The organism is Aliicoccus persicus (genome assembly GCF_900110815.1).
Taxonomy (GTDB): Bacteria; Bacillota; Bacilli; order Staphylococcales; family Salinicoccaceae; genus Aliicoccus; species Aliicoccus persicus.
Genome location: NZ_FOIT01000001.1, coordinates 626,307 through 651,855, shown reverse-complemented (window position 1 = coordinate 651,855; position 25,549 = coordinate 626,307). Strand labels below are relative to the sequence as shown.

Annotated in this window: 23 protein-coding genes; 19 read left to right on the top strand and 4 right to left on the bottom strand. The window is 39.1% G+C overall.

The genetic code is table 11. The features are described from left to right. Position 1 precedes the first annotated feature (1 nt). Positions 2–1,123, top strand: a complete 1,122-nt coding sequence (locus tag BMW30_RS03140) for a cysteine desulfurase family protein (protein ID WP_180366191.1) — start codon at positions 2–4, stop codon at positions 1,121–1,123. Beyond that, entirely contained in the window at positions 1,120–2,316 is a 1,197-nt protein-coding gene (gene thiI / locus BMW30_RS03135; RefSeq protein ID WP_091473803.1) for a tRNA uracil 4-sulfurtransferase ThiI, read from the top strand. Before BMW30_RS03140 ends, thiI begins: the two co-directional genes overlap by 4 nt. Before the next feature lie 16 nt (positions 2,317–2,332). Here the strand turns inward: thiI and BMW30_RS03130 are convergent, their stop codons facing one another. After that, positions 2,333–3,139 carry an NAD kinase gene (locus BMW30_RS03130; protein ID WP_377910930.1) on the bottom strand — a complete coding sequence of 269 codons (807 nt, stop codon included), beginning with the start codon at positions 3,137–3,139 and terminating at the stop codon, positions 2,333–2,335. A 112-nt stretch (positions 3,140–3,251) separates the two neighbouring features. Between BMW30_RS03130 and sppA the strand changes: the two genes are divergently transcribed. The 5 genes from sppA (at position 3,252) to BMW30_RS03105 (ending at position 7,520) form a co-directional block, all read left to right on the top strand. Beyond that, entirely contained in the window at positions 3,252–4,250 is a 999-nt protein-coding gene (gene sppA, locus BMW30_RS03125) for a signal peptide peptidase SppA (RefSeq protein WP_180366190.1), read from the top strand. A gap of 12 nt (positions 4,251–4,262) precedes the next feature. After that, the gene (locus BMW30_RS03120; protein WP_091473798.1) at positions 4,263–4,823 is read left to right on the top strand and encodes an RDD family protein; all 561 of its coding nucleotides are present in this window, start codon (positions 4,263–4,265) and stop codon (positions 4,821–4,823) included. Between the two features lie 25 nt (positions 4,824–4,848). Continuing rightward, positions 4,849–5,343: a thiol peroxidase gene (tpx, locus tag BMW30_RS03115; RefSeq protein ID WP_091473796.1), complete on the top strand. Its 495-nt coding sequence runs from the start codon at positions 4,849–4,851 to the stop codon at positions 5,341–5,343. Between the two features lie 63 nt (positions 5,344–5,406). Next, positions 5,407–6,309: a class I SAM-dependent methyltransferase gene (locus BMW30_RS03110; protein ID WP_091473794.1), complete on the top strand. Its 903-nt coding sequence runs from the start codon at positions 5,407–5,409 to the stop codon at positions 6,307–6,309. Between the two features lie 20 nt (positions 6,310–6,329). Then, the gene (locus tag BMW30_RS03105; protein WP_091473792.1) at positions 6,330–7,520 is read left to right on the top strand and encodes an acetate kinase; all 1,191 of its coding nucleotides are present in this window, start codon (positions 6,330–6,332) and stop codon (positions 7,518–7,520) included. Positions 7,521–7,579: 59 nt separating this feature from the next. Here the strand turns inward: BMW30_RS03105 and BMW30_RS03100 are convergent, their stop codons facing one another. After that, positions 7,580–8,080: a universal stress protein gene (locus BMW30_RS03100; RefSeq protein WP_091473791.1), complete on the bottom strand. Its 501-nt coding sequence runs from the start codon at positions 8,078–8,080 to the stop codon at positions 7,580–7,582. Between the two features lie 143 nt (positions 8,081–8,223). Here BMW30_RS03100 and ald point away from each other — a divergent pair, with 143 nt between their 5' ends. Beyond that, positions 8,224–9,345: an alanine dehydrogenase gene (gene ald, locus BMW30_RS03095; protein WP_091473789.1), complete on the top strand. Its 1,122-nt coding sequence runs from the start codon at positions 8,224–8,226 to the stop codon at positions 9,343–9,345. A 49-nt stretch (positions 9,346–9,394) separates the two neighbouring features. On the opposite strand, the gene BMW30_RS03090 is transcribed toward ald, so the two are convergent. Continuing rightward, on the bottom strand, positions 9,395–9,976 hold the full coding sequence (locus tag BMW30_RS03090; protein ID WP_091473787.1) for a hypothetical protein: 582 nt from the start codon (positions 9,974–9,976) through the stop codon (positions 9,395–9,397). 81 nt (positions 9,977–10,057) lie between these two features. Between BMW30_RS03090 and BMW30_RS03085 the strand changes: the two genes are divergently transcribed. Both BMW30_RS03085 and BMW30_RS03080 read left to right on the top strand, forming a co-directional pair. Continuing rightward, entirely contained in the window at positions 10,058–10,741 is a 684-nt protein-coding gene (locus BMW30_RS03085; RefSeq protein ID WP_091473785.1) for a metal-dependent hydrolase, read from the top strand. Between the two features lie 36 nt (positions 10,742–10,777). Next, on the top strand, positions 10,778–12,052 hold the full coding sequence (locus tag BMW30_RS03080) for a DRTGG domain-containing protein (RefSeq protein ID WP_091473784.1): 1,275 nt from the start codon (positions 10,778–10,780) through the stop codon (positions 12,050–12,052). 2 nt (positions 12,053–12,054) lie between these two features. Here the strand turns inward: BMW30_RS03080 and BMW30_RS03075 are convergent, their stop codons facing one another. Next, positions 12,055–12,465 (bottom strand): YtpI family protein, encoded by a 411-nt coding sequence (locus BMW30_RS03075; RefSeq protein ID WP_091473782.1) that lies wholly within the window; start codon positions 12,463–12,465, stop codon positions 12,055–12,057. A 74-nt stretch (positions 12,466–12,539) separates the two neighbouring features. Here BMW30_RS03075 and BMW30_RS03070 point away from each other — a divergent pair, with 74 nt between their 5' ends. The 9 genes from BMW30_RS03070 (at position 12,540) to icd (ending at position 24,906) form a co-directional block, all read left to right on the top strand. Next, positions 12,540–13,514, top strand: a complete 975-nt coding sequence (locus tag BMW30_RS03070) for a DHH family phosphoesterase (protein ID WP_091473780.1) — start codon at positions 12,540–12,542, stop codon at positions 13,512–13,514. A 16-nt stretch (positions 13,515–13,530) separates the two neighbouring features. Beyond that, on the top strand, positions 13,531–16,686 hold the full coding sequence (locus tag BMW30_RS03065) for a DNA polymerase III subunit alpha (RefSeq protein WP_091473779.1): 3,156 nt from the start codon (positions 13,531–13,533) through the stop codon (positions 16,684–16,686). Positions 16,687–16,711: 25 nt separating this feature from the next. After that, positions 16,712–17,560 (top strand): acetyl-CoA carboxylase, carboxyltransferase subunit beta, encoded by an 849-nt coding sequence (gene accD, locus BMW30_RS03060; protein WP_091473778.1) that lies wholly within the window; start codon positions 16,712–16,714, stop codon positions 17,558–17,560. 3 nt (positions 17,561–17,563) lie between these two features. Beyond that, entirely contained in the window at positions 17,564–18,520 is a 957-nt protein-coding gene (locus BMW30_RS03055; RefSeq protein WP_091473776.1) for an acetyl-CoA carboxylase carboxyltransferase subunit alpha, read from the top strand. A 177-nt stretch (positions 18,521–18,697) separates the two neighbouring features. After that, positions 18,698–19,654, top strand: a complete 957-nt coding sequence (gene pfkA, locus BMW30_RS03050) for a 6-phosphofructokinase (RefSeq protein WP_091473775.1) — start codon at positions 18,698–18,700, stop codon at positions 19,652–19,654. A 10-nt stretch (positions 19,655–19,664) separates the two neighbouring features. Next, positions 19,665–21,425 (top strand): pyruvate kinase, encoded by a 1,761-nt coding sequence (pyk, locus tag BMW30_RS03045; RefSeq protein ID WP_091473773.1) that lies wholly within the window; start codon positions 19,665–19,667, stop codon positions 21,423–21,425. A 24-nt stretch (positions 21,426–21,449) separates the two neighbouring features. Then, positions 21,450–22,364: a membrane lipoprotein lipid attachment site-containing protein gene (locus BMW30_RS10510; protein WP_091473771.1), complete on the top strand. Its 915-nt coding sequence runs from the start codon at positions 21,450–21,452 to the stop codon at positions 22,362–22,364. Between the two features lie 136 nt (positions 22,365–22,500). Continuing rightward, positions 22,501–23,619, top strand: a complete 1,119-nt coding sequence (gene citZ, locus BMW30_RS03035) for a citrate synthase (RefSeq protein WP_091473770.1) — start codon at positions 22,501–22,503, stop codon at positions 23,617–23,619. Positions 23,620–23,640: 21 nt separating this feature from the next. Beyond that, complete coding sequence (gene icd, locus BMW30_RS03030; RefSeq protein WP_091473768.1) at positions 23,641–24,906, top strand: NADP-dependent isocitrate dehydrogenase; 1,266 nt, start codon at positions 23,641–23,643, stop codon at positions 24,904–24,906. Positions 24,907–25,549 lie beyond the last annotated feature (643 nt).

Below are 25,549 nucleotides of genomic sequence, written 5' to 3'. Positions count from 1 at the left end.
GATGCACTATTTTGATAACGCGGCAACGACAAAAATATGTCAGCCGGCATTAGATACTTGGGTGAAAACGAATGAAAAATATTATTATAATACAGCAAGCATTCACGATGGGGGAAAAGAAGCATCGCGATTGTTGGAAACAGCACGCCGTCAATTATCAAGTATGCTTGGTGTACCGACTTATGAATGTGTTTTTACTTCCGGTGCGACAGAAGGAAACAACTTGGTGATCAAAAGTATGCTCACTAAAAAAGAAGTGTCTGGAAGCACAGTGCTCGTCAGTCAATTTGAACATCCGAGCGTCATTGACACATTAAAGACATTTACGAATTACAATATAAAGTATATTCGAGCGACTGAACAGGGACATATCGATTTGGATCATTTAAAGGAACTGATGAGTGATGATGTAGTCTTTGTTACGGTGATGGCTGTAAACAACATCATCGGTACTATTCAACCGATTGCAGGAATTGCATCGATTGTGAGTCAGTATCCGAAAGTATACTTTCATGTCGATGCGACACAAGCAATAGGTAAAGTAAACATTAATTATGAAGGTGTTGATGCGCTGAGCATTAGCAGTCATAAATTTTACGGTCCTAAAGGTATCGGTGCAGTGCTTTTCAAACAAAAAAATATTCTTCGACCGTTGTTACATGGTGGGGGACATGAGGGTGGACTACGCAGCGGAACAGTGAATCTACCGAGTGTTGCCGCGATGGTGCGTGCACTTCGAGAAACACTAGAATCCATGGATAATGTACAACAGAGATTAGAAGGTTATAAATTGAAGATCAATGATGCGTTTAGTCAACATCCTTCTATTCAATTTCAACCATCAGATGTCCCGCACGTAATCAACATGAGTTTTATAGGTGTAAAAGGGGAAGTTATCGTAAATATATTAAGCGAAAAGAATGTGGCGGTCTCAACAACATCTGCATGTCATTCCAATCATGCCAAACCGAATGAAACATTGTTAGCAATTGGTACGGAACAAATTGCGATCGATGGTAGTGTTCGAATATCGATGGGCATGCACAATACTGAGACAGATGTCGATGCACTGATCGACGCAATTAATTATGCATTAAGAGAAGTGAGTGAGGTACTACAATGAAATATAATCATATACTCGTAAGATATGGAGAAATTACGTTAAAAACAAGAAATAGAAATATGTTCATCAATGTATTAAAGCGAAATATAAAAAATGCTTTAGCTGGAACGCAGGCTGAAATCAAAACAGACTACAGCTCTGCATTGATTGATTTAAATGATGAATCATATGAGACTGTCTTAGAACGCATTCGTTACATCAGTGGCATATTAAGTGTCTCTCCAGTTTTGAAAATAGAACGAGATATCGAAGTCATTAAAGAGACAGCATCAAATATGGCATCATCGTTTTCAGATGGTAAAAGCTTTAAAATTGAAGTGAAGCGACAAGATAAAACGTTTGAGTATGACACGGGTGAAATCCAACAGATGGTCGGTTCACATGTGCAGATGAGCAATGAACACTTGCACGTGAATGTTAAAGCACCAGATCATACGATTATGATTCAGGTGAAGGTGGACCGTGTATATGTCTATTGTGAGCATGAATATCTTCAAGGGGGGTTACCTTACGGGACAGGTGGTAAGGCATTGCTCTTGTTATCTGGTGGTATTGATTCGCCAGTTGCTGGTTTAGAAGTTGCGAAAAAAGGTGTTGAAATCGAAGCAATCCATTTCCATTCACCACCATATACATCAAAAGAAGCAACAGATAAAGTAAAGCGTCTCGTTGATATTATGTCAGAGCGCATCGGTGCAAAGATAAAACTGCACATATATCCATTTACTGATATTCAAACAACAATCTATAAAAAGGTGCCGGATAACTATTCGATGACTTCTACACGTCGATTGATGTTAAGCATTGCAGAGCGACTCGCTATTCGAACGGGCTCTCTGGCGATTGTGAATGGTGAGAATCTCGGGCAGGTGGCATCACAAACATTGAGCAGCATGCATGTGATTAATGAAGTGACCAATTACCCGATTCTTCGCCCGCTATTGTCTCATGAAAAAATGGAAATTGTTGAATTAGCAAATAAATATGGCACATTTGAAACATCAATTCTTCCATTTGAAGACTGCTGTACAATCTTTAAACCGAAAAATCCGAAGATCAATCCGAGGTTAGATAAGACATTGCATTTTGAAGATAAAATAGATTTTGAGCCATTGATTGAAGAAGGATTTAAAAACATCATCGTCTATGAGTCACACGAAAAAGAAGAAGAATCGTTTGAAGATATACTATAATAAAGACTTCCTACAATTATTCTTGTAGGAAGTTTCTTTTCGTCTTATGCCAAAATGTATTGTTTTCAAGTCTAAGCGTGCGGATAAACTTATCGCTCACTTTAATTTCAATCTTGTCCGTATTCGTTACACCGAGTGCCTCATTATCAAGCGCAAGAATCGGATAGTAGTCAACGCTCTTATCAATCAGCAAAGTCAGCGGGCGTTCTTTTTGCAACAAGAAACTCGTACCGAGTGTACGGTGTGTATTTGAGTTCACACTCGCGAGTTCAGTGACTTGTATGGCATGAATTAGCGGATCGACAACTGCGCCACCTAGCGACTTATTATATCCCGTCGAGCCGGTCGGTGTGGACACAACGATGCCATCTCCCATGAAGTGTTCGAATAGAAAGTTATTAATGTAGAGATCCATGCGAATTGTCTTTATAATACTCGAGCGAATGGTGAATTCATTTAAACAGTAGACCGGCTGGTTGTCGTTGACGCGTACTTCTATAATTGGGTAGCGTCTTGGATCAAAATTATCTTTTAAAAATGCATCCTCTAATTCATTGAGATGATTGACGTGAAAATCTGCATAGAAGTGTGTCTTGTTCGCTGTGGCAATACCGAGATACACACAGTCATCTCTGAAATTAACGTCTCTGACAGCTTTTAGGAATGCACCATCTCCACCGATCGATGCTACGATATCCGCAGTCCTTTTATCGTCTACGATCTCAATGTTTAAACGATTAAACAACGTCTCGAGTTCCGGTTTTACAGCTTCGCGTTCTTTTGCGTGGGGTGCATATATATAAACAGTTTTAAAATTAGACAAACACATTGCTCCTTTTTTTATCGTGTGTGAAGTGTCTCATCACATGAGTATTAATCAAGTAATATGTTATCATAAATCTATTGAAAATATAGAATTGGAGTGGGTTTTCGCAATGAAAAGAATTGTCGCATTGATAATTGCAGCAACGTTATTTTTCGTCGGAATTGGATTTTCATTCATGAATATGATGTTATCCGCTGACATTGATCGATTTATGCAAACTGATTTTATAGATGAGGTACCAAAAAGCACATATGAAATGGGTGCGCCGACAAACAAAGTCGCCATCGTAAATGTTGAAGGTGCAATAATGAATCAACCGGCATCTACATTTGGGGCTGTAGGATATAATCATGAATTGACGCTTGAAGCACTGAAAGAGATTAGAGATGATGCTTCAATTAGTGCGGTATTACTTCATGTCGACTCACCAGGTGGTGGGGTTTATGAAAGTGCCGAATTACATAAGTTACTTGTAGAAATTAAAGAACAAGATAAAACGATTTATTCAACGATGGGCAACATGGCTGCATCAGGCGGATATTATATCTCTGCTCCAGCGGATAAGATCTTTGCATCTAGAGAAACACTGACGGGCTCTATCGGCGTGATTATGAGTGGTTTTAACGCTTCAGAGCTGATGGATAACTTAGGTATCGAAGAGACGACATGGGCAAGTGGTGACATGAAAAATATGGGCTCAATGTTTACACCGATGACTGAAGAAGAAGATGAATATTTTCAGTATTTAACAGATAGCATGCATGATGATTTCGTACAGGTCATTGTTGAAGGTCGTGATATGGATGAATCAGATGTACGCGACCTAGCAGACGGTCGTATTTACTTGGCGGAAGATGCGATTGAGAACGGTCTTGTTGATGAAATTGGTAACTTTGATGATGCACTAGCAGCACTTAAAGAAGAGGTCGGCGAGAACGCTCAAGTGATTGAATATGGCATGCCAGAAGCGAACCCTCTTTTCGGTATACCGATTCCAGGCATCAAACAAACGCTCGGCAGCTTACTGTTTGAAGATCATGCGTCTCAACTAGATTACATTCAATATTTGAATGTCCACCCAAGACCGATGTATTTATACAATGAATAAGAGGTGAACGAAATGACAACTGAAACACATACTCACGATGAAAAAATGGTGATTATGTCGACGGCAAATTTTGCCACGCGTGTCGTGAGTTATTTAATAGATATCGCAGTGATCTGGGGTTTATCTCAAATCGTCGTCTACCCATTTTTAAATGCACTGAATCTATCTGAGGGCTATTTGTTCGTGCCATACTTATCGACTGAAAATATTGTCTCAGCAGTACTGATGGTTATCTATTTCGTTTTGATGACATACTATTTGAATCAGACACTTGGCAAGATGGTCACAGGCATTAAAGTGAAATCAGAAACGGGCGGTAAACTGACGTGGTCTCAAGTGATTTACCGTGAAATCATTGGACGTTTTATTAATAACTCATTATTCTATTTGCCTTATTTGGCTGTTCTTTTTACAGAAAGAAGAACGGGAATCCATGACTATTTTGCCGATACTTTCGTCGTAAATGAAAAATTTGATACGTATCGTGAAGAAATATCGAAAGAAATTTCTTCGTCTGAAGAAAAGTTAGATAACTTGAAAATTTCACAAGAATCTAGTACAACAAATATATAAGCGTTTAAAATTGAGGGGGATTCAAATGACAGAAATAACATTTAAAGGCAATCCTATTAAGCTTGAAGGCACAGCATTATCAGTTGGTGATAAAGCGCCAGAGTTTACTGCTGTTGCGAATGACTTATCTGAAGTTTCATCGAATGACTATGCAGGTAAAAAACGTTTGATCAGTGTTGTACCATCGCTCGATACAGGTGTATGTAGCACACAGACAAAAAAGTTTAACGAAGCAGCTGGCGAAAACAACGTGACGGTATTAACAGTTTCTAACGATTTACCATTCGCTCAAAAGAGATGGTGTGGTGCTGAAGGTGTAGATAACGTTGTCACATTAAGCGACCATAAACTGTTAGATTTCGCTAATAAATACGGCGTATTAATGCCAAATTTACGCTTGCTTGCACGCAGTGTGTTCGTCATTGATGAGAACGATACAGTACAATATATTGAATATGTATCTGAAGGTACAAACGAACCAGACTATGAAAAAGCATTAGACGTTTTAAACGGACTATAAAAATTAGAAATATTTCATGGCTGTCCAAGGCTTGGACAGCCATTTATTATTTAAGGTGATCATATGGAACAATCTAAATTAGAAATTTTATATCAAATTATTATTAATGAAGTGGATAGATTGGCGGAAAGTATGCCAGAGTCTCGCCTAGATGCACTTGGAGAAGCTCTTTATGAAGTAGATGCAAGTGATACCACGTATACTGACATGCGCAAAGCGTTTCAGTTTGCTTATTTAAAACAGTCGAAAGAGGAAAAAATCCAAGCGAATCATCAGTTGACACCCGATTCAATCGGATACTTAATCAGTCATATTCTCGGACTATATAATAGAGAATCATTTAACTTACTCGATATCGGGAGTGGCTCTGGCCATCTATCGATGACGGTCAAAGAGCAACTGAATGAGGTCAACTTACATGGGGTTGAAATTGATCCATCATTAGCACAGCTCAATGTCGCACTTTGTGAATACTTGAAAACGAAGATGGAAATTTATCCGCAGAATGCACTTGAAGACATGTTCATCGATGACATGGATGCTGTCATTGGTGATTTACCGATTGGCTATTACCCGGTAGAAGTAGAAGGTTATGTTACCGCATTTGAAGAGGGGATGAGCTATGCACATTTACTCTTACTTGAACGCGGTATGCAACTGGTGAAACCTGGCGGTGTCGGCGTATTCATCGTGCCATCAAATATATTAGAATCGCACAGCGACACGATAAAAACATATATTAAAGAACATGTTTCACTCAAGATGTTTTTAACACTTCCAGAAACAATTTTTAAATCGAAGGACAGTGGGAAATCTATTATGGTGTTAGAAAATGTGAAACCATCTGAGGATAATCGAGACGTATTGCTCTTAAAAGTACCAGATTTTAAAAATGCGAACGCTATAAAAACATTTCTAAACGATCTAAATAATTGGTATGATAATGGTGAAAATGAAACCAAGTAATGGAATGCGAGGATTAAATTATGTCTATCATAATGGCGATTAATGCTGGAAGCTCTTCTTTTAAATTTAAATTATTCGACATGCCAAAAGAGCGTGTGATTGCATCCGGTTTAGCAGAACGTATCGGTATGGACAATGGCGTCTTCACGATGCACTATAATGGTGAAAAAGAAGTGTTAGAGACACGATTCAGTGACCATAAAGAAGCGGTAGAGGTCATGTTGACTGAGCTGAAACGCTTTAACGTTATAAAAGATATCAATGATATTGAAGGGACCGGTCACCGCGTCGTACATGGTGGAGAAATCTATGATGATTCCGTCATTATTGATGATGAAACAATTCGCAACATAGATGAACTCAGCGAACTTGCACCACTGCATAATCCGCCGAATTTAATGGGCATTAAAGCATTCCGCAAGCTGTTACCAAACGTGCCACACATCGCTGTATTTGATACATCATTCCACCAAACGATGCCAGAAAAATCATATTTATACAGTTTGCCATATCATTACTATAAGGAATTTGGCATACGGAAATATGGTTTTCATGGGACGAGTCATAAATATGTGACGAACCGTGCCGCAGAGCTGCTCGGTCGACCGCTTAAAGAATTGCGATTGATCAGCTGTCACCTTGGAAATGGTGCGAGTATTGCAGCCGTTAAAGGCGGCGAATCCATAGATACTTCGATGGGGTTTACACCACTCGCAGGTGTGACGATGGGGACGCGATCTGGTAACTTAGATCCTGCACTCATTCCATATATCATGAATAAAACAAATCGAACGGCAGTTGAAGTGCTCGATGTACTCAATAAAGAATCTGGATTGCTTGGGGTCAGCGGATTTTCAAGTGATTTAAGAGACATCGAACAAGAGGCACACAAAGGAAACAAGCGTGCAATTTTAGCACTTGATGTGTTCGGTAGTCGTATTCATAAATATATGGGTTCTTATGCAACTGCAATGGGTGGACTCGATGCAATTATATTTACTGCAGGTGTTGGAGAGAACTCTGACATCGTCAGAGAGAAAGTCGTCAGCGGTCTTGAATTTATGGGGGTTTACTTTGATCCTTCAATGAATAAAGTGCGTGGGGAAGAAGTCTTCTTAAATCATCCATACAGTCCGGTAAAAATTATAATTATACCGACAGACGAAGAGCTGATGATTGCTAGAGATGTTGTTAGATTGACACAAGGATAAAATAAAAAAGCAGCGCGTCGAGTAGTTTTTACTCAATGCGCTGCTTTTTACGTACGATGTTATTCTACTTCAGGCTCTAACTTTTCAGGTTGTGCAACGACTGGCTCGAATGATTGTGGGATTTTCTCTGTTCTTACAACAAGGACATCGACTTCTGAGTTACGAACGACCGCTTCAGATACTGAACCGATGATGAAGCGTTCCACTGCGTTTAAACCAGTTGAACCACAGACAACGAGATCTGCACCAGTTTTCTCTACAGCTTTTCTCGGTAAAATAGCTTTTGGAGAACCGAAATCAATAATTTTAGATACTTCACCAATACCCGCTTCTTTTGCAATTTTTTCGTAACCATCGAGAAGGTTTTCTGAAAACTCTCTAGACTTATCCGCAACGTTTCTGTCATATTGCTCTAATGCTGCAAATGAACGCGTATCAATGATGTTGATAATTGATAGCTTTGCATCATTTTGTGTAGCAAGTTCAACTGCTTTGTTAAATGCCCACTCTGCTTCACGAGAACCATCGACTGCAATCATAATATTGTTGTACTTTTCCACGAAAAATTCCTCCTTTTGAATTTATATTCATCCTATTTCTTATACTTATATTATAACATATATTCATGCTTTTTTATGCATAAAATAAGGATACATTATCGATATTTTCTATGATACAATCATTAAAAAGGAGAGTATGCCAAATGTTAATCGGAGTACCAAGAGAAATTAAAAACAACGAGAATCGAGTGGGTTTAACACCAGGTGGGGTACATGCATATGTGCTCGCTAGACATAAAGTATTAGTGGAATCTGGCGCCGGTGAAGGTTCTAACTTTACTGATGAAGATTTTAGAGCGCAAGGTGCAGAAATTGTAGAATCTGCAGCACAAGCGTGGGATGTTGACATGGTGGTTAAAGTTAAAGAGCCACTTAAATCTGAATATGATTACTTCAAAGAAGGATTAATATTATTTACATATCTACACCTCGCACCTGAGGAAGCACTCACTCAAGCATTACTTGAGAAAAAAGTTGTTTCCATTGCATATGAAACAATCCAGTTGCCGGACAGAAGCCTACCACTACTTACACCAATGAGTGAAGTTGCAGGAAGAATGGCAGCGCAAATCGGTGCAGAATACTTACAAAAAATTAAAGGTGGTAAAGGTATTCTACTCGGTGGTGTACCAGGCGTTAAAAAAGCGAAAGTCACAATAATCGGCGGTGGTGTTGCCGGAACAAATGCCGCAAAAATTCTTGTCGGTTTAGGTGCAGATGTAACAATTATTGACTTAAGTCCTGCACGTTTAAGAGAGTTGGATGACTTGTTTGGATCAAGTATTCAAACGATGATGTCGAGCCCATTGAACATTGCTGATGAAGTAAAATCAAGTGATCTTGTTGTCGGTGCTGTACTTATTCCAGGTGCACGTGCACCGCGTTTAGTTACAGAAGAAATGATTAAATCAATGGATCCAGGTTCAGTTATCATTGATATTGCAATTGACCAAGGTGGTATTTTTGAAACGACGGATAAGATTACAACGCATGATGATCCGACATATGTAAAACATGACGTGGTGCATTACGCTGTGGCGAACATGCCTGGTGCTGTGCCAAGAACATCTACAGTCGCACTAAACAATGCGACGATGCTGTATGGGTTACAGATTGCTTCTAAAGGTTATAAACAAGCTGCATTAGACAACGGTCCAATTGCTTTAGGTATTAACACGTTAGATGGTAAAGTGACATTTAAAGCAGTTGCAGAAGCACAAGGATTAGAATACGAAGACGTGTATGAAGTGCTTGCGCGTGTTTAATTAAATATGTATACAAAAAGTACACCAATTCGGTGTACTTTTTTAAATTCTATTCTTCTATAGCAATGACGTTGACAGGCAGTATTTTACCAAGCGTGTCAGCGTCTTCTTTCGTTTTAACAAGCGGTATGATAGATGTTCGCTTCTTCACATGCATGAGTAATTTTGCTAAAGGTTGTAATGCAGCGTAATCTTCCATGTCATTTTTTCGTACATCGTACATCACACCTGAAACATCAAAATTAATCAATTCTTCGATTAACTTACTTTGTAAAAATGATGGCACTTGACTAAACGTCGGGCCGATTATTAAATGTTTTTGACCGACTGACATGCTCAATTCCTTTAAAAACCTATCATTCAATCCATGATGATCGTTAGTAAAGACTTCATCAACAACGACACCATCTGTATGTTCAAGAATTTTTGATGTTGCAGCAAGCATCAGTTGCTCATTTAAAAATTGTTGTGATTCTCGTATGTAATTAATGGATGCAAACAGTTCGATATTTGGGTGCATCTCTTTCTTTGCTTCTATTAACACCAAGTTTGCTAATTCTAAGTCATTTTCACTAAATATTTGACTCGATGCAGAACTCGATAGTGTTTGACTTAAGTTAATGTATTTCATCTGTGTCACCTCATGTATAATTTTATCATGTTAAGGGTACTAGGATACTGATAAACAGCTTAAAAAGGAGAGTAAATCAAAATGAAAATTACGTATTATGGTCATTCAGTCGTATACTTTGAGAGCAATGGTAAGAAAGTGATTATTGATCCATTTATCAGTGATAACGGACAATGCAATATTAGCGTGGAAGATGTTGAAGTAGATTATATTATTTTAACGCATGGACATAACGACCACGTGGGTGATACTGTCGAACTTGCAAAGAAACATAATGCACCAGTAATCGCCGTAAATGAATTGGCGAATCTTATGGCAACGCTTGATTGTGAAGTGGTTAATATGGGAATCGGTGGACAGAAATCATTTGAATTTGGCACAGTTAAATTTGTTCATGCGTTCCACAGCTCAAGTTACGAAATGGAAGACGGTACTGTGCATTATACGGGTATGCCAGCAGGTGTAATTGTCTCGAATGATGACGCTAAATTTTATCATATGGGTGATACGGGGTTATTCGGTGATATTAAATTGATTTCTGATATGTATGGTCCATTCGATGCTACATTTGTACCGATCGGTGATAATTTTACGATGGGCATTGATGATGCTGCGTATGCAGTCAACGAAATGTTAAACACCGATCTTGCAATACCTATTCATTACAATACTTTCCCACCAATTGAAGTGGACACGGATCAATTTGTTAACAAAGTCGATAAAAAGGTTAATGTCTTAAAGTCAGGCGATTCTATAGATATTTAAAGATGGGTATAATGGATGTAAAAGTAGGTGATTCGCTTGAGTAAACACGAACGCATTATGGAGTATTTATATAGCCTTGAAGAAGGTGCTAAAATATCGGTCCGTCAAATCTCTTCACATCTAGACGTGTCTGAAGGGACCTCTTATCGTTCGATTAAACAAGCAGAAAAAGAGGGCATTGTAAAAACAATTCCACGTGTAGGATCCATTCGAGTTACGAAGCGGGAAGTTGAGAATGTTAAAGAGTTAACATTCGAACAGATTAAACAGATCACGAACGGTCAGTTGATATCGGGTTCAGAACAGCTTGAGAAAACAGTCGGCCGTATTATCATCGGTGCGATGGAACTGGGTGCATTAAAAGCGTACTTAGAACCAGGTGCGCTACTGATCATTGGAAACCGGGAAGATGTTCAAAGAGCAGCATTAAAAACGAATACGGGGCTACTCATCACCGGTGGGTTTGGTATGTCCTCTGATATTTTAAAAGAAGCACAAGCATTAAAATTACCAGTTATCTCGACACCATATGACACGTTTACTGTCGCAACGACAATTCAACGTGAAATATACAGCATGTCTCTCAGTAACGAAATGATACGTGCAGCGGACTTCGTAATGAAAGAACAATCGTATGTGTTAGACATCTATAAGTCAAATAGACTCACTTACATCCCAAACGATAAAATTACAATACTTGTCGATAAAAACCGCTACCTCGGGACAGTGAAATCATCAGAACTGCATATTGTGGACGAACATAACTATAAAAATTTTATTATTGATGATATCGAGCTCGCGCCAAAAACAACATTAAAGCGTATGCGACAATTGATGACGTGGGAGCAACTTAATATTTTACCGGTCGTTGAAGATGGTCAGTTTGTTGGTGTCGTGCATCGAAGAGATGTCTTTAAGGAAATGGTACCTGAGAAATTGTTCGGTGAAGACTTAAATGAAAATGTAATAGAAAGACGAATCGATTTATCTGATAACAAGCTAACTGTAGAAGTGTTACCCATGATGACGGATGAGTTTGGGAGTTTAAAAGAAAGCAGCTTTATGTCACTTGTTGAAAAACTCGTCCGGACAGTGCTTTCATCATATAATATTTATAGCTATCATATTGATACGTATCACGTGACTCAAATGAAGGTCATACAACTCCAACAAGAAATTACGCTCAGCGGTGTCGTCATTGATATTGGGCATCAGTTTTTACGCCTTGAAGTGGAGGCAGAGAGTCACAACGTCATATATTCAAAAGCATTATTACAAGTACAAATATATGAACAAAATAAAAACGCGTGAAATTACGCGCGTTTTTTTGATAACACTTTTGTCGAAGAATGCTTAAAAGAAGCATCTTTGTTTTGGCTTTCATACCATTCATTGATCTCTCGATCCTCATCGGGGATAACGCTCTTAAAGTGTTTGCGTCTGCGGTTGAACGATAATATATTCAATAATCCGAAGAATATAAACACAGCACCAATTATGTATGCAACACCTGTTTGGAACTGTACGATCGTACTCGTACCAAATATGATGAGAAACGCTCCAAACCATATCCTCGATAAAGAATTATAATATTGTCTACGGCCACCTCGAAATTGTTCCGTTCGCACTTGTTTCACTTTATAAAAAATAAATAGAGCAAACGCAATAAATGCGAGTGTGATGAGAATGGAAACGACAAGTGTATAGATTGTTTCTATGTCCATAAATACAACTCCAATCAATTATATAGTATAATTTAAAGACGTATTTTAGTAAATGTTAAAGGGATGAATTAACCTTGATTTTAAACGAGATTCATAAATTAGACGCACTTAAAGCAAATTTTAAACCATTATTAAACTTAATTAATCGATATGACAACATCATTATTTTAAGACATCAACGACCAGATCCTGATGCGCTTGGCGCACAGCTCGGTCTTAAAAAAATCCTAGAAAATATATTTCCATCCAAAAAAATTCGTGCATTCGGTGAGGACGAACCATCACTAGCAAATGTTTTGGGATATATGGATGCATATGAAACACTTGATGAGCCGCTAGCTATCGTTGTAGATACAGCAAATGTAGAGCGCATTGATGGTGACTTAACGAATGTCAAAGAAATTGTTAAGATCGACCACCATCCGAATCTCGATGAATTTGGTTCAATCAATATCGTTGAGACAAGCGTGTCATCGACAAGTGAACTTATCTACTTACTTACAAATTGCTGGGGCTACGAAAATGATTATCTTGATTCAGAATCAGGACGTCTTTTATATGCGGGTATAGTCGGTGATACTGGAAGATTTTTATATGACAACACGAGCAAAATAACACTCCGTGTAGCGAGTGAGCTGAGATCATTTGATTTTGACGCAACAGCCATGCAGAATGAATTGTCAAAGACTTCATATAATTCGTTTAAATTTACTGGTTATCTTATTGATAACGCAGTGCTCAATGAACATGGACTACTATATACCGTTGTCTCTAAGGAAGCATTAGAGAAGTATGATGTAACATCGAGTGAAGCAAGTTTACTTGTTAATGTTTTTAGAGATATTGAAGATGTTAAAGTTTGGTTTCTTGCGATTGAAGAAGACGATTTTTATCGGGTGAGATTACGCTCGAAAAAAGTCGTGATTAACGATGTTGCGGATTATTACGGCGGTGGTGGGCATCCGCTTGCTAGCGGTGTTCGTGCAAGTAGCATGAAGCGCATTGAAGCAATTATTGATGCGCTGAATACAAAGCTGAAGAACGATTAATTCAACGTTAGGTGATATGATGATTAACTTGAATGTACGCAGTGGTTATGATTTTTTGTCAAGTGCAATACGACTAGATGACCTCGTAGAAAAAGTATCTCGAGACAATCAAGCGGCAGTTGCAATTACCGATCGCAATCGCCTACACGGTGTATATCCGTTTATAAAATTAGCGCGCAAACATAATATGGTACCGATCGTTGGTATGGAAGTTGCTGTGTCGTACGGTGAGACGACTAACACAATTATTACGTATGCAAAAAATGAAACAGGATTTCGTGCGCTAATACGTATTTCTGCATACTTCACGTTCAAACAAACGGAAACAATTCCAGCTGAAACGCTAGCGACAATGATGGATGAATGTCTCATCGTCTTCTTACGTGAAGAGAGTCTCACACTTAAGTCAGTGCTGAATATTCCGAGCGATGATATGTATCAATCACATCTGATGAATGAACCTGATTTAACTCAACTCTTCATAAAGCCAAGTTACTATTTAAATGCTAAAGATGAATCGGTACTCACAGTCGTTGAAGCAATTCGTGATAATACACGCGTTGATGCACATGACTTAGTTCATACAGAAGGCGATCATTACGTTCGATTAATGAGTGATTTAACCGAGCAAGAACGCAGTTTATTGAATAATCACCGTGAACTAGTAGAGAAGTGCCGTGTGAATTTACCGCGTGTAGAACGCACATTACCATCGTTTAAACACAACACGAATTTAAGTGCGAAAGATTATTTATGGCAACTGCTAACAACAGCTCTACCAGATAAAACACCAGCGACAAAAGAGTATCATGAACGACTAAAGTATGAGTATGATGTCATATGTAATATGTCATACGAGTCATACTTTTTAATTGTTCATGATGCAGTAAGTTTTGCTAAACGGAGTGGTATATTAGTTGGCCCTGGCCGTGGATCCTCCAGTGCAAGTTTAGTCGCGTATCTACTTAACATTACAGAGGTTGATCCTTTAAAATATGACTTGGTTTTCGAACGGTTTCTAAACCCAGAACGCGTGACGATGCCAGATATCGATATTGATTTTGATGACGTGAGACGCAATGAAGTGATCTATTACTTAATTGATACATATGGGGATATGCATGTGGCACACATTGCGAATATTAGCCGTCTATCGCTTCGTGCTGCAACGCGTGCAATTGGACGGGTGTTGGACTTTTCAACAGAGGAGCTAAATTACATCTCGAGTATTCTTAGATCGGCGAATGATTCTCCTGATGTGTTTAACTCAAAAGCATTTCAAGACCTCCGTGATGTCGATGAGAAATATATCGTACTCGAACAACTTGTACAAAAAATTATAAATTTACCAAACCACACTGTCACACATGCATCAGGTGTCTTAATTTCGGATGCACCGATCAATAAAAGCATTCCAGTGACGTTTGAGTATGATGGTCAAAGGCGTTTCTTAATGTCACAATGGCCGATGGAACAGGTCGAAGCAGTGGGACTGTTGAAGATCGATATATTAATTATTAAGACGCTGACACATATTAAATATATGATTCAAAACATCAAGCGTGTAAACCCGTCATTTCAATTGTCTGATATTGACATTGAATCACATGACCCACGTATTTTTAACTTATTTTCTTCTGGATTAACGACTGGTATTTTCCAATTTGAATCACAAGGTATACGTGAGGCACTCCGACGAGTGAAACCATCAAACTTTAATGAACTCGTGGCGATGGTATCTCTATACAGACCAGGTCCGATGGAAAGTATCCCTACTTTTATTGAAGGGAAGAGAAATCCAGAGAATATTAAGTACCTTCATCCTGATTTAGAACATATTTTAAAAAGTACATATGGTGTCATTATTTACCAAGAACAAATTATGCAAATCGTCGTGTCGTTTGGTGGATTTACATACGGCGAAGCTGATATTTTACGTCGTGCGATGAGTAAAAAAGATCATGATGCACTGTCATCCATGCGTTCGAAGTTTATTGCCGGTGCCTTAAATAAGGGCTATGATCAATCCGTTGCTGAAGAAATATATAACTACATTCAAAAGTTTGAATCGTATGGTTTTGTAAAATCTCACGCGGTTGCTTACTCTAAGATTTCTTATTGGATGGCTTATATTAAACTGTACTACCGTCATATATTCTTCCAGACGATGCTGATGGACAATCGTAGTGATGCGACGAAATTGAATGATTTAATTAAAGAGATGGATGTCTATAAGATTAAAGTTGAACCGCCGTGTATCAACGAATCACAAGTGTTTAATACAACAAATGAAAACATTCGGCTCGGATTAGCATTTATTAAAGGAATCAATGTAGAACTCGCAAAACGCATCGTAGCAGAACGCAACGAAAACGGTGCATTTAAAGATCTCTTCGAGTTGAATAGTAGAATTGATGATAAATCACTCAATAAAAATGCCATTCAAGCACTTATAAAAAGCGGTGCACTAGATAGCTTTGGTTACTCTAGAAAGCAGTTGCTGCAAATGGTGTCTGGCGTATCAGTTGCAGATGAAAATTATGCACATCAATCTGTATTAAGCGAGATGGGTTTTCATTTTAAAGCTGAACATATAGAAGAGATGCCAGTGTTGGATAAGCTGAATTTTGAAAAAGAAGTACTCGGGTTTTTTATCAGTGATCATCCGATAATCGAAGAGCGAAAGGCACTGGAATTCGCGCGACCTGCTCGACTGACTGACAAAGAGAAAGTCGGAGATTACCTGGTGTATTTAACAGATATACGTAAGATAAAAACGAAGCGCAGCCAAGACATGGCATTTCTTACTGTGAGCGATGGGCAAATTGAGATGGATGCGGTCATTTTTCCATCGACTTATGGTGACGTATTTCATTTAATTAAAGAGCAGACAGTCGTTGCAAATGGGGCAATAAAAAAACGTGATGGGAAAGATCAACTCGTCATTAACAACTTAATGACCATTGATGAATATACGGATTTCAAAATAAAAAACACGAAATTAATTTATATTCGGAACATTAATCAGTATAATGTAATCAATCAACTTGATTCAATGGGAATTCCTGTCATTGATTTTGAGCAAAAAACACCACTCGGATACGTCAAACGAGAACATATACCAATATTACTTGAAGCAATTTCCCCTGTAGATATTCGGTTAACTGAGTGAAAACAGTTGGAGGCTATTTTAAATTATGTTAAAAGATTTGTTTTATAAGTTAAATAAACGTGCCAATGATATACAAAATAAAGAAACATCGGATCAAAGCGAAGCAATTATGACCAAATGTTCGAATTGTAAAAAAATATTATTTACTAAAGACTTAAAGAAGCGTTTAAACGTCTGTGGTAATTGTAATCATCACATGCCGTTTACTGCACCTGACCGTTTGGACGCGCTAATGGATAACAGTGAGTACGAGTTACTTTTCAACGGAATCGTATCGGTGAACCCGCTTGATTTTCCGGACTATGAGTCAAAATTAGAAGGGGACATGAAGAAGACGGGTTTAAATGAAGCAGTCTTAACAGCACGCGGCATGATATACGGTAATGAAGCCGTCGTGTGTGTCATGGATGCTCGATTTAGAATGGGAAGTATGGGAAGTGCTGTTGGTGAAAAGCTAGCGCGCAGCTTTACTTATGCGACTGAAAATCGCTTGCCCATCATCATCTTCACCGCTTCAGGTGGTGCCAGAATGCAGGAGGGTATCATTTCATTGATGCAGATGGCAAAGGTGAGTGTTGCGGCAAAGCGCCACGATGAAGCAGGGCTACTTTATATTGCATATATGACGAATCCAACAACAGGCGGTGTGTCAGCAAGCTTTGCATCTGTCGGCGATATTAACTTGGCTGAGACGGGCGCACTGATTGGGTTTGCTGGTCGACGTGTCATTGAAGAGACAATAAAAGAAAAGTTGCCAGACGACTTCCAGACAGCGGAATTTCTTGTGAAACACGGTCAGCTTGATCGTGTTGTTAATCGCACAGACATGAAGCGGACATTGTCGAAAATATTAAGCATGCACAAGGAGGTATAACCGATGGCATTCTCTTTTGAACGACCACTCGTTGAACTCGACGAAAAAATTAAAGAATTACAAAAATATGCGACTAAAAACAAACAGGATTTGACGCGAGAGATAGAGTTTCTTGAACGCAAACTTGTTGATAAGCAAGAGGAGATTTATAATCATTTAAAACCGTGGCAACGTGTTGAAATTGCACGGTTTATTGAACGTCCAACAACTCAGCTGTATATCGATGCATTATTTGAAGATTATATCGAATTTTACGGCGACCGTGTCTACAGTGACGACAAAGCAGTAATCGGTGGTATTGCAACGTATAAGGGCAAGCCTGTTACAGTAATTGGCCATCAGCGTGGTGAAAACACGAAAGACAATATTGCACGTAACTTCGGTATGGCACATCCAGATGGATACCGCAAAGCACTTCGCCTAATGAAACAAGCTGATAAATTCAATCGTCCGATCATCTGTTTCGTCGATACGAAAGGTGCGTACCCAGGTAAAGCTGCCGAAGAACGTGGTCAGAGTGAATCAATCGCACGAAACTTAGTTGAGATGGCCGGCTTAAAAGTGCCTGTGATCAGTATTGTTATCGGTGAAGGTGGTTCAGGTGGCGCACTCGCACTTGGCGTATGTAATCGACTGCTTATGCTCGAAAATGCTACTTACTCAGTCATATCTCCAGAAGGCGCTGCGAGTATATTATTTAAAGACGCTGCACTTAAGGAAATAGCAGCAGAATCGCTCAAGATTACAGCAAATGATTTATTTGAACTAAAAATCGCCGATGATATTATCAAAGAACCACTCGGTGGTGCACATAAAGATAAACCAGCGATGTTCTCGAGTGTTGATGAAATGATTGAAAAACATTTAAAAGAGTTAAAAGCACTCGATGGTGACGCATTAAAAGAGGACCGATTTGAAAAGTATATGAACATCGGTCAGTTTGAAGAAATTGAAGAATAAAAACTAATAAGAAACTGGGGCATTTGCCTCAGTTTTTTTGAATCGTGTCAATTCAATTGTAATGATTGTGCAAATTGGGTTAAAAGTTCTTAATCATCCTTTAATTAGTATAGAATAGGGTATATATAATATGGTATTTTTAAGAAGTGAATTTATAGATTTTGGAGGCACTTTCAAATGAAAATTGCGGTTTTAACAAGCGGTGGAGATTCACCTGGAATGAATGCAGCAATCCGCGCCGTCGTCAGAAAAAGTATTTTCAATGGTATAGAGGTCTATGGCGTCTATCAAGGTTTTCAAGGCTTGATGACAGGCAACATTAAAAAGCTAGAACTTGGTGATGTTGGTGACATTATCCAACGCGGTGGTACTGTACTGTATTCCGCACGCTGTCCTGAATTTAAAAATAAAGAAGCACGTAAACAAGCAATTGAACATTTAAAGAATCATGGTATTGATAAACTGATTGTAATCGGTGGTGACGGATCATTTCATGGTGCACAGCGTTTGCATGAAGAAGGCATTGCAACAATTGGTGTCCCTGGAACGATTGATAATGATATCTATGGAACTGACTTTACAATTGGTTTTGATACAGCACTCAATACGATTATCGACTCAGTCGATAAAATCAGAGACACTGCGACGAGTCATGAACGTACGTTTATCATTGAAGTTATGGGTCGTCATGCAGGGGATTTGGCATTATGGGCAGGCGTTGCCGGTGGTGCGGAGACAATTCTTATCCCTGAGTCGCCGATGGATATTAAAGAAGTTGCCGAACGTATCCAAATGGGGATGGATCGTGGTAAAAAGCATTCGATTATCATCGTCGCTGAAGGCGTGATGTCAGCTGCGGAATGCGGGAAGGAACTACGACACTACATCAACGTCGATACAAGAGAAAGTGTACTCGGACATATTCAACGAGGTGGTAAACCATCTGGGCGCGATCGTGTGCTCGCATCGAGGCTAGCCGCATACGCAGTAGAATTATTAACGGCTGGAGAAAGTGGTTATGCCGTTGGGATGATGAACAACGAACTAAACAAAACTGAATTTCATCAAGTATTTAAAGAAGCACAACCATACGATGAAAAACTATATAAATTATCGAAAGAGCTATCTATTTAGGAGGATATCAATGCGTAAAACAAAAATCGTCTGTACGATCGGTCCGGCATCTGAATCACCAGAAATGTTAGAAAAACTAATTTTAGCAGGTATGAATGTTGCTAGACTTAACTTCTCACACGGAGACCACGAGGAGCATAAAGCGAGAATAGACAACATAAGAATGATTGCAAGAAAATTGGATAAGACAGTCGCAATTTTACTCGACACGAAAGGGCCTGAAATCCGCACACACAATATGGAAAATGATCAAGTCGAGTTAGAGAGAGGACAAACGATCGACATTTCAATGACTGAAGTACTCGGAAATAATGAACGATTCTCTGTTACTTATGATCAATTAATTGAAGATATTTCAGAGTCAGATACCATTTTGCTAGATGATGGACTGGTTGAATTGATCGTAGAATCCATCGATAAAGCCAATGGGACAATCACTTGTAAAGTAATGAACAACGGTCTGTTGAAAAATAAAAAAGGTGTGAACGTACCTGGCGTATCGCTGAAACTACCTGGATTAACGGAGAAAGACAAAGCTGATATTTTATTTGGTATTGAAGAAAAAGTAGATTTTATTGCTGCATCATTTATCAGAAGCAATAGCGATGTATTGGAAATTAGAGAACTGTTAGAAAATAATGATGCGAATTACATTAACATCATTCCAAAGATTGAAAACCAAGAGGGTATTGATAACATCCATGAAATCCTTGAAGTATCAGAAGGATTGATGGTTGCACGCGGTGACATGGGTGTTGAAATTCCACCGGAGAGCGTGCCGATGGTTCAAAAGGACCTGATTCGCATCTGTAATGAACTTGGTAAACCGGTCATTACGGCAACGCAAATGTTAGATTCAATGCAACATAATCCACGCTGTACACGTGCAGAAGCAAGTGACGTTGCAAATGCAATCTACGATGGCAGCGATGCGGTAATGTTAAGTGGTGAGACAGCTGCAGGAGATTATCCTGAAGAAGCGGTAAGCACGATGGCAAAGATCGCAGTAAGAGCAGAAGAAGCACAAGACTATAAAAAAATGTTATCGTATCGTACGAAACAACAAGAAACGAATCTTGTCACTGCGATTGGAGTATCGGTAGCACATACTGCACTCAATCTCGATTCAAAAGCAATTGTTGCCTCAACTGAATCGGGTCACACCGCACGTATGATTTCAAAATACCGACCGAAATCGAATATCATTGCTGTTACACCACATGAATATGTTGCGAGACAATTGCAACTTGTATGGGGTGTCACACCGATTGTTACGGATGGCATATATGATACAGATGGTGTGTTAAATACATCTGTGAGTGTGACGATTGAAAAAGGATATGCATCAACAGGTGATTTATTGATTATTACTGCTGGTGTACCGACAGGTGAAGCGGGTACGACGAACTTAATGAAACTGCACATCGTTGGTGATGTGTTAATTCGAGCACAAGGGATCGGACGTAAAAGTGCGGTTGGCCAAGTATTAATTGCGCATACCATTGAGGATTTATCAGAGACACAACTTGCAAACAAAGTCGTTGTTGTTCAGTCAGTCACTCAAGAGATGACACCGTATTTGAAAGAAGCAGCAGCACTGGTAACGGTTGAAGGTGGACTGACTTCTACCGGTGCAATCGTCGGATTAAACTTAGAATTACCAACGATAGTCGGTGCAAAAGAAGCATTGACAATCTTGAAAAATGATATGACCGTAACCGTGGATTCAGAACAGAACAATGTCTTTAACGGTCACGCGAAAGTATTATAACCTTACGGAGTTAGGAGTGTTTGTATGAAGAAGATTTTATTAGCAACAGGCGTTGTACTATTACTTGCTGCCTGTGGTAACGATGAACCTGAAGAAGAACCAGAAGAAGAAGTGGATACAGAAGAGGAAAGTACAGACGAAGAGGAATCAGAAGAGACAAGTGAAGAAACAAGCGAAGAAACGATCGATACCGCAGCAGCTGTAATCGAAGAAGCTCAATCACTTCATGGTGATGTCATCAGTCACGAAGTCGTGTTGACGACTCAGATGACGATTGAAGAAGATATCACAGATAGTACTTCGTCGACAATGATAGATGAAGATGGGAATTTACAGCTTCAGTTTTTAGATAGTGATGGTAATACAGTCACGCATTATTATTTACAAGATGGCAACAGCTTCACACATAGAAATGAAGAGTTTACTGACCTAGAGGCAGACATCACAAATGAAGGGGCCACTTATGGTGATTTGCTAGAAACACTGGATAAGTTTAGCGAAGCTGAATTAACAAACTCGACGGATGGCTATACAATCATTAGTGAGATTAATGAATTGAGTGATTTAACACCATTCCTTGATGAAAATGATTTAGCATTGTTTGAAGAACGTGCAGAAGATGTGAGCGGTGAAGTAGAAATTAATTTTAATAGCGATTTTGTTTACACGGATGCAAACTTAAATATTACGATTACAACGACAGATTCCGATATCGGTATCCAAACAGATATTGAAGTATTGAATGTCGGCAACATTGATTTTATCGTGTTACCTGATGGTGCACCATCAGAATTATCTTCACCAGAAGGCGCATCTGAAGGTAATGATGAAGTGACAGAGGAAGAGGCAGAAGAGAATGTCGATTCGTTTGAATCGGATGAAGAAGCTGAAACTGATGAAACAGAAGTAGAAGGTACAGATAATGAGGACGCTGAGTAACAAAAACTTATCATTGTAAATAAGTACTATAAATGTTTCTTATATTGAGAAGTTCATTCAAATACTTTAAAATTATATATAAGGATACAAAAATGTCTTAACCTGACATTGATAAAATCTACAAAGGAGAATGAATATGGCAGAAAAGAAAGGTCTCGAAGGTATCGTTGCGGCTGAGACGAAAATTAGCTCGATCATCGGAACGCAATTGACATATAGTGGTTATGAAATTGACGACTTAACAGAGAATGCTCAGTTTGAAGAAGTCGTTTATCTTATTTGGAATCAAAAGTTGCCTAACAAAGCAGAACTTGCTGATTTCAAAGCAAAACTAAATTCATACATGAGCTTAGAAGATGGTATGAAAGCACATCTTAAATCTTATGATTTAACGAAGGTGCATCCGATGGCAGCACTGCGTACATCGATTTCTATGTTGGCTCATTTTGATGAAGATGCAGATGATATGAGTGAAGAAAAGAACAAGGAAAAAGCAATTCGCATTCAAGCGAAAGTCGCTTCACTTGTTGCGGGAATAGCACGTGTTAGAAATAACAAAGATATTATAGAACCAAATTCTGACCTTTCATTCGCAGCAAATTTCTTATATATGTTAAATGGTGAGTTACCAAGTGATGTTGAAGAAGAAGCAATCAATAAAGCGTTGATTCTTCATGCAGATCATGAGTTAAATGCTTCTACATTTACTGCACGTGTATGTGTGGCGACATTATCAGATATATATTCAGGTGTCGTTGCTGCAGCAGGTGCTTTAAAAGGACCACTTCATGGTGGTGCAAATGAAGCAGTAATGAAAATGTTAGGTGAAATTGGTTCACTTGATAACGTGGATGCGTACATTCACAGTAAACTTGAAAATAAAGAAAAAATTATGGGTATGGGACACCGCGTGTATAAAGAAGGTGACCCACGTGCGAAGTACTTAAAAGAGATGTCTAAGTTGTTAACTGAACAACAAGGCGAACCTGAACTTCATGAAATGTCATCTCGCATTGCTGAAATTGTGAAGAATGAAAAAGGTTTATTGCCAAACGTAGACTTCTACAGTGCGACAGTCTATCACTCACTGGGTATCGATCATGATTTATTTACTCCGATCTTCACATTGAGTCGTGTGTCAGGTTGGTTAGCGCATATTCTTGAGCAATATGCTGACAACCGTCTGATTCGACCACGTGCGGAGTATGTCGGCCCAGATGTAAGAAAATATACATCAATTGATGAGAGAAATTAATATAATTTTAGGAGGATATACATGGCTGGAGAAAAAGTATCAACAACGAACGGTGTATTAAATGTACCAAATAATCCGATTATTCCATTCATCGAAGGTGATGGAACAGGTCCAGATATATGGAGCGCAGCAGTAAAAGTATTAGATGCAGCGGTTGAAAAAGCATATAATGGCGAGAAAAAAATTGAGTGGAAAGAAGTACTTGCGGGAAAAAAAGCATTCGATCAAACAGGCGAATGGTTACCTCAGGAAACACTCGATACAATCGATGAGTATTTAATTGCAATTAAAGGACCATTAACGACACCAATAGGTGGCGGATTTCGCTCATTGAACGTTGCACTCCGTCAGGAGCTAGACTTGTTTGCTTGCTTACGACCTGTTCGATACTTCACAGGTGTACCTTCACCAGTGAAACGTCCAGAAGATACTGATATGGTAATCTTCCGTGAAAACACTGAAGACATCTATGCAGGTATTGAGTTTAAAGAAGGCACGGACGAAGTGAAGAAAGTGATTGATTTCTTACAAAATGAAATGGGTCAGAAAAACATCCGTTTCCCTGAGACATCTGGTATCGGTATTAAACCAGTATCTAAAGAAGGTACAGAACGCCTTGTTCGATCAGCAATTCAGTATGCTTTGGATAACAACAGAAAATCAGTCACACTTGTACACAAAGGGAACATCATGAAGTTCACTGAAGGTGCCTTTAAGTCATGGGGCTATGACTTAGCAGAACGTGAATTTGGTGATAAGGTCTTCACTTGGAACGAATACGATAAGATCGCTGAAGCTGAAGGGCGCGAAGCTGCCGATAAAAAACAAGGCGAAGCTGAAGCAGCAGGTAAGTTAATTGTTAAAGATGCGATTGCAGACATCTTCTTACAGCAGATCTTAACACGTCCAAAAGACTTTGATGTTGTTGCGACGATGAACTTAAACGGTGACTATGTATCAGATGCACTGGCTGCACAAGTTGGTGGTATTGGTATCGCACCAGGTGCGAACATCAACTACGAAACGGGTCATGCAATTTTTGAAGCAACACACGGTACGGCACCTAAATATGCTGGACTAGATAAGGTGAACCCTTCATCAGTTATTTTGAGTGGTGTGTTAATGCTTGAGCATTTAGGTTGGCAAGAAGCTGCTGATTTAATTACAGCATCAATGGAGAAGACAATTGCTTCTAAAGTTGTGACGTATGACTTTGCCCGTCTGATGGATGGCGCAACTGAAGTGAAATGTTCAGAGTTCGGTGAAGAACTCGTTAAAAATATGTAATCTTGGTTTTGAGATCTGAGCCACCCTTTGATTGATGGAGGGTGGCTTTTTTGTGTGGGTTGGTGTAGGTTTGGTGTGCGGTGAGGGTGAGAAGCAACAACGGTCAACGAACGTTGCTCGCCGACCGTTAAAACTGTATTCGCGCCAACGAGCAACGCTCGCTGTCCATTACAACTCGAATCGCGCCAACGAGCAGCGCTCGCTGTCCGTTAAAACTCGAATTCCGCCAACGGGCAGCGCTCGCTGTCCATTAAAACTGGAATCACGCCAACGAGCAACACAAATCGACGATTATGTGTCAAGGAGCAAGTCTCCTTAGGACAAAACGACGATTATGTGTTAGGAATCACTCTTCCCTAGGACAATATCGTTGATATGAGTCATATGCTGTTCTTTTGATTTAGTGTATCTTGCATAAATGTCCATATCACCACGTTTTATCATCAACAAGTAGATAGAGATTCTGTTTCGCGGAACTTCGCGGTGATTTTTCGTTGTGAAGTTCCCACACCGAAGAAAAATTGGAACTTCAGCATAATTTTTCGTCGCGAAGTTCCAATCCTGGAGTAACATGTGAAAGTTGAACACTAATTGCATCAAGTGTTCATTTCAATGAACTCACGTGTGAAAGTTGAACATTAAT

Excerpts from the sequence above, each read along its gene's own strand:
- BMW30_RS03140 (WP_180366191.1), top strand. The coding sequence starts at position 2 with ATGCACTATTTTGATAACGCGGCAACGACAAAAATATGTCAGCCGGCA.
- thiI (WP_091473803.1), top strand. The coding sequence starts at position 1,120 with ATGAAATATAATCATATACTCGTAAGATATGGAGAAATTACGTTAAAA.
- sppA (WP_180366190.1), top strand. The coding sequence starts at position 3,252 with ATGAAAAGAATTGTCGCATTGATAATTGCAGCAACGTTATTTTTCGTC.
- BMW30_RS03120 (WP_091473798.1), top strand. The coding sequence starts at position 4,263 with ATGACAACTGAAACACATACTCACGATGAAAAAATGGTGATTATGTCG.
- tpx (WP_091473796.1), top strand. The coding sequence starts at position 4,849 with ATGACAGAAATAACATTTAAAGGCAATCCTATTAAGCTTGAAGGCACA.
- BMW30_RS03110 (WP_091473794.1), top strand. The coding sequence starts at position 5,407 with ATGGAACAATCTAAATTAGAAATTTTATATCAAATTATTATTAATGAA.
- BMW30_RS03105 (WP_091473792.1), top strand. The coding sequence starts at position 6,330 with ATGTCTATCATAATGGCGATTAATGCTGGAAGCTCTTCTTTTAAATTT.
- ald (WP_091473789.1), top strand. The coding sequence starts at position 8,224 with ATGTTAATCGGAGTACCAAGAGAAATTAAAAACAACGAGAATCGAGTG.
- BMW30_RS03090 (WP_091473787.1), bottom strand. The coding sequence starts at position 9,976 with ATGAAATACATTAACTTAAGTCAAACACTATCGAGTTCTGCATCGAGT.
- BMW30_RS03085 (WP_091473785.1), top strand. The coding sequence starts at position 10,058 with ATGAAAATTACGTATTATGGTCATTCAGTCGTATACTTTGAGAGCAAT.
- BMW30_RS03075 (WP_091473782.1), bottom strand. The coding sequence starts at position 12,465 with ATGGACATAGAAACAATCTATACACTTGTCGTTTCCATTCTCATCACA.
- BMW30_RS03065 (WP_091473779.1), top strand. The coding sequence starts at position 13,531 with ATGATGATTAACTTGAATGTACGCAGTGGTTATGATTTTTTGTCAAGT.
- accD (WP_091473778.1), top strand. The coding sequence starts at position 16,712 with ATGTTAAAAGATTTGTTTTATAAGTTAAATAAACGTGCCAATGATATA.
- BMW30_RS03055 (WP_091473776.1), top strand. The coding sequence starts at position 17,564 with ATGGCATTCTCTTTTGAACGACCACTCGTTGAACTCGACGAAAAAATT.
- pfkA (WP_091473775.1), top strand. The coding sequence starts at position 18,698 with ATGAAAATTGCGGTTTTAACAAGCGGTGGAGATTCACCTGGAATGAAT.
- pyk (WP_091473773.1), top strand. The coding sequence starts at position 19,665 with ATGCGTAAAACAAAAATCGTCTGTACGATCGGTCCGGCATCTGAATCA.
- BMW30_RS10510 (WP_091473771.1), top strand. The coding sequence starts at position 21,450 with ATGAAGAAGATTTTATTAGCAACAGGCGTTGTACTATTACTTGCTGCC.
- citZ (WP_091473770.1), top strand. The coding sequence starts at position 22,501 with ATGGCAGAAAAGAAAGGTCTCGAAGGTATCGTTGCGGCTGAGACGAAA.
- icd (WP_091473768.1), top strand. The coding sequence starts at position 23,641 with ATGGCTGGAGAAAAAGTATCAACAACGAACGGTGTATTAAATGTACCA.